This is a genomic window from Mesorhizobium sp. M1143, assembly GCF_040318435.1.
In the GTDB taxonomy this organism is placed as follows: domain Bacteria; phylum Pseudomonadota; class Alphaproteobacteria; order Rhizobiales; family Rhizobiaceae; genus Mesorhizobium.
Genome location: NZ_JAMYMJ010000127.1, coordinates 1 through 3,373, shown reverse-complemented (window position 1 = coordinate 3,373; position 3,373 = coordinate 1). Strand labels below are relative to the sequence as shown.

The window sequence follows — 3,373 nt, the reverse complement described above, 5'->3', positions numbered from 1 at the left end:
CGCTTGCAGATAACATCGTCACGATGGCGGTCGCCACGCCAATGCGCCGGCTTTGCCAGGAGCTGATAACGCTGATGACACGGGCTATCGAGACCGGCACCGCTGAAACACCCGGACAGACATTTCTGCCGTTCGACATCCATCTGCCGGAAAATATATGAAGGCGGAAGCGCGAGTTAGATTGCCTAGATCCGCAGCGTCAACCTCCACCGGCTTCACTTGCCAACATGCCCCACGTTCTCGTGCAGGGGGTGTGGTCAATGCTCCCGCACGGCAAGAGCCGAGCGAGGCCAGCACAGTCCATTTGGGGTCGACCTCGTCGACCGCCATCTCCTCGCCTGGCTGCACGTGAAAAGCCGCGGCACAGCCGGCAAGGTAGGAATTTAACCGGGCTAACCATCTTCTGGGACTTCGCACGCAAATCGAGGCGGCAGTCAATTCAGTAGCAGCCCGGGCGTGTGTTCTGCTCGTTCCGGCCCCTCGCACTTAGCAAGGAACTGCGCCGCTCTGCCGGGCCAAAGGCCCGACGCCCGAAGGGCAACCGCTCCTACGCGATCGCGTCCGCCTCCAGAAGCCGCCATCGAAAAGAATGCTCGCGTCGTCACCACCTACGGCCAAAGCGGGCAATCAAGGCAGCTGGCATCACTCTGCCACACATCCTCGACGAGCAACTCGCCTGAGATCAGCCCCAGAACGTAGGTAACACGCGCCGCGCCGGCGCTTGTCGAACATGCTGATCAGCCTGTCTTACAGGCGGTGATTAAGTGGGGCTCAACATCTTCCGGGACTTCGCACGCGATTTCGAGGTGGCAGTCGGTACCAAGAAACGAAAGGTCGGATCGGCGTGCCCGAGACGCTCAATGATTTCAGGCAAAGGCGCCAGGCGAGATGCCTCCTGCAACATCATTTCCCGCATCCACATGCTTGCCGGATCACTATTGTGAAGCTCAGGCCATTGGACGGCTTCCGTGAATGCAGGAGGAGGAAGTGGCGGCGGAAGTTGGACAATCCGCAGGGGTGTTGTTTTTGCGAAATGCTGCGCCAGCCGTAAGGGCATAGTCCCGATGCGGCTGGTGCCTGACAGGACGGGCGGGATCAGGCTAAAGCCCTGTACGACAACTTCGATACGTCTCTCGAAACCGTGCTCGAGCAAATACCATTCCTCCATGGTGGGCTGCCGGGTGTGCCTGAATTTGAGCACAACATGCCCCATGCACAAGTATCGCTCGAATGTAAGTGGCTCCGACAGCTGCTTGTTCGTGCCGCAGCCTACGCCTACGAGCATATCTTCGAACAGGGCTGCGCGAGGATGTTTCGACATGAATACTTCCGGCATGATCAGAAAATCAACGTCGCCGCGCCGGAGAAGCTCCTCGGGGTCGTCGGAAATAGGGAGACATTCAAAGCGGACGGCGGGAGCTTCCCGCGCAGCACGTTCTACGATCTTCTTAAAAAATACGAGCGTGATGTAATCGGAAAGGATAATCCGGAAGCGACGATCCGATTGGGCTGGGTTGAAGGCGTCCCAGGAAATAATCGATAGCTGGATGTGGAGCAATGCCTCCCTGACTGCTGGGGCGAGCCCCTCAGCGCGAGGTGTCAAAATGAGCTCGCGGCCGCTCATCGTAAATAGCTCATCGCTGAAATAGGCGCGTAACCGAGCAACGGCGGCGCTCATTGCCGGCTGGCTCAGGTTAATACTGCGGGCCGCCGCGGTGACTTTACGTTCCCTGACCAGAGCGTCCAACACAACGAGGAGATTCAGATCGAGTCCCTTAAAACGCATGTCTTGATCTAGGCGGCGTGTGAATGGGTTGCGACCAAACATTCAATTCGAATGGTGAGTAGCGTCAACGCATCAGCCTTCGACGAAAAAGAGCAATCGAAAAGAAGAAGGGCAAAACTGTGTATATGCAAAGCGCGCCGATATGCAGGCCCATTTTGTCAATCGGACGGCCAAGCATCGCTGGACGAATGAGGTCGATTGCATGTGCGAGCGGTAATAAGGAGGCAGCATACTGAAAAGCGCCGGGCAATTGGTTGATCGGAAACATCGCGCCGCAAAGGAACAGCATGGGTGTAATAACAAGCGTATTATAAAATATGAAATATTCATAACTGGGCGCAAGCGCCGTGACGACCATCGCTAGACTCGCGAAGGCGAGGCCATTGAGAGCGATGACTGGCAGCAAGCAGAGGATGGATGGCCACGATGCGTAGCCGAGCGTGGTGGCAACAATAGTGATTGCTGTGCCCGCCATGAGGGCCTTCGTGGCTGCCCACGCCAATTCGCCGAGTAAGATATCGCCGAGCGTCAGCTGAGTGCATAGCATTCCTTCCCAGGTGCGCTGGTCGCCCATGCGGCCGAAACTCCCGTAGACCGTTTCAGCGGTCGCCGATGCCATCACGCTTGTGGCAACCATGCCAGCCGCGAGAAACGCAATGTACGAAGAGCCCTCAACAGGACCTATCATTGTTCCGATGCCAAAGCCGAGACCGAACAGATAGATCATCGGATCGGCGAGGTTGCCGAGAACCGATGCAAGCCCGATTTTCTTCCATCCAAGATAGTTGCGGCGCCAAACCGCGACCCAATTCCACGCATTGGCGGGCATGCCCGCCGCATAACGTTCGCCCATTGTTCAGTCCTCCATCTCGCGCCCGGTTAACCGCAAAAACACATCCTCGAGATTGGGGGGACGCTGCAGAAGGCGTAGACCCGTGCGCCCGCGTAGCTGCGCCAGCACCTGCTCCGGATCGGGTGCATAGCAAAAAAGCGTCTCACCGCTCACCTCGATGCGCTGTGCGTACGGCCGGATCAGCGCACCCAGTTCATGCGGATTGCCGCCGTAGACCTCGACCACGTCACAGCCGATCTGCTCGTCAATGAGTTCGGACGGGCGACCTTCGGCGATCTTGCGCCCCTCCTCCATAACGCACAGCCGATCGCACAGCCGCTCGGCCTCTTCCATGAAATGGGTAGTCAAAAGAATAGTCTTGCCCCGCGCCAGCAGCGATCGCAGCCGATCCCAGATCAGGTGGCGGGCCTGCGGATCGAGGCCGGTGGTCGGCTCGTCCATCACCAGCAAGTGCGGGTCATTGATGAGCGCACGCGCGAGCGTCAGGCGCCGCTTCATGCCGCCGGACAGTTCGGCGACGCGCGCATCCGCTTTGTTCTCGAGGCGGGCGAACTCAAGCAGCGATGGTATGACCGCATCGATCTGGCGTCTGCTCATCCGGAAGTAGCGCCCGAACACCAGCAGGTTCTCGCGTACAGTGAACGCGGCATCAAGATTGTCGAACTGCGGGACCACGCCGATGCGCATACGTGCCAAACGCGCGCGCGCCGGCACTGGAGCGCCGAGCACAGTAA

General features: G+C 58.6%; 3 protein-coding genes and 2 pseudogenes. 2 read left to right on the top strand and 3 right to left on the bottom strand.

Features of this window, described 5'->3' with window-relative positions; translation table 11 throughout:
- Positions 1-161, top strand: a pseudogene (locus NKH35_RS31040) (LacI family transcriptional regulator); the annotation flags it as partial.
- A gap of 291 nt (positions 162-452) precedes the next feature.
- Positions 453-680 (top strand): annotated as a pseudogene (locus NKH35_RS32115) (IS1634 family transposase); the annotation flags it as partial.
- Positions 681-760: 80 nt separating this feature from the next.
- Here NKH35_RS32115 and NKH35_RS31035 read toward each other — a convergent pair.
- The 3 genes from NKH35_RS31035 to nodI form a co-directional block, all read right to left on the bottom strand.
- Complete coding sequence (locus NKH35_RS31035) at positions 761-1,786, bottom strand: LysR family transcriptional regulator (RefSeq protein WP_352917495.1); 1,026 nt, start codon at positions 1,784-1,786, stop codon at positions 761-763.
- A gap of 64 nt (positions 1,787-1,850) precedes the next feature.
- Positions 1,851-2,639, bottom strand: coding sequence for an ABC transporter permease (locus NKH35_RS31030; protein WP_023672240.1), 789 nt, complete (start codon positions 2,637-2,639; stop codon positions 1,851-1,853).
- A gap of 3 nt (positions 2,640-2,642) precedes the next feature.
- On the bottom strand, positions 2,643-3,373 hold a 731-nt coding region (gene nodI, locus NKH35_RS31025), incomplete at its 5' end, for a nodulation factor ABC transporter ATP-binding protein NodI (RefSeq protein ID WP_352917493.1).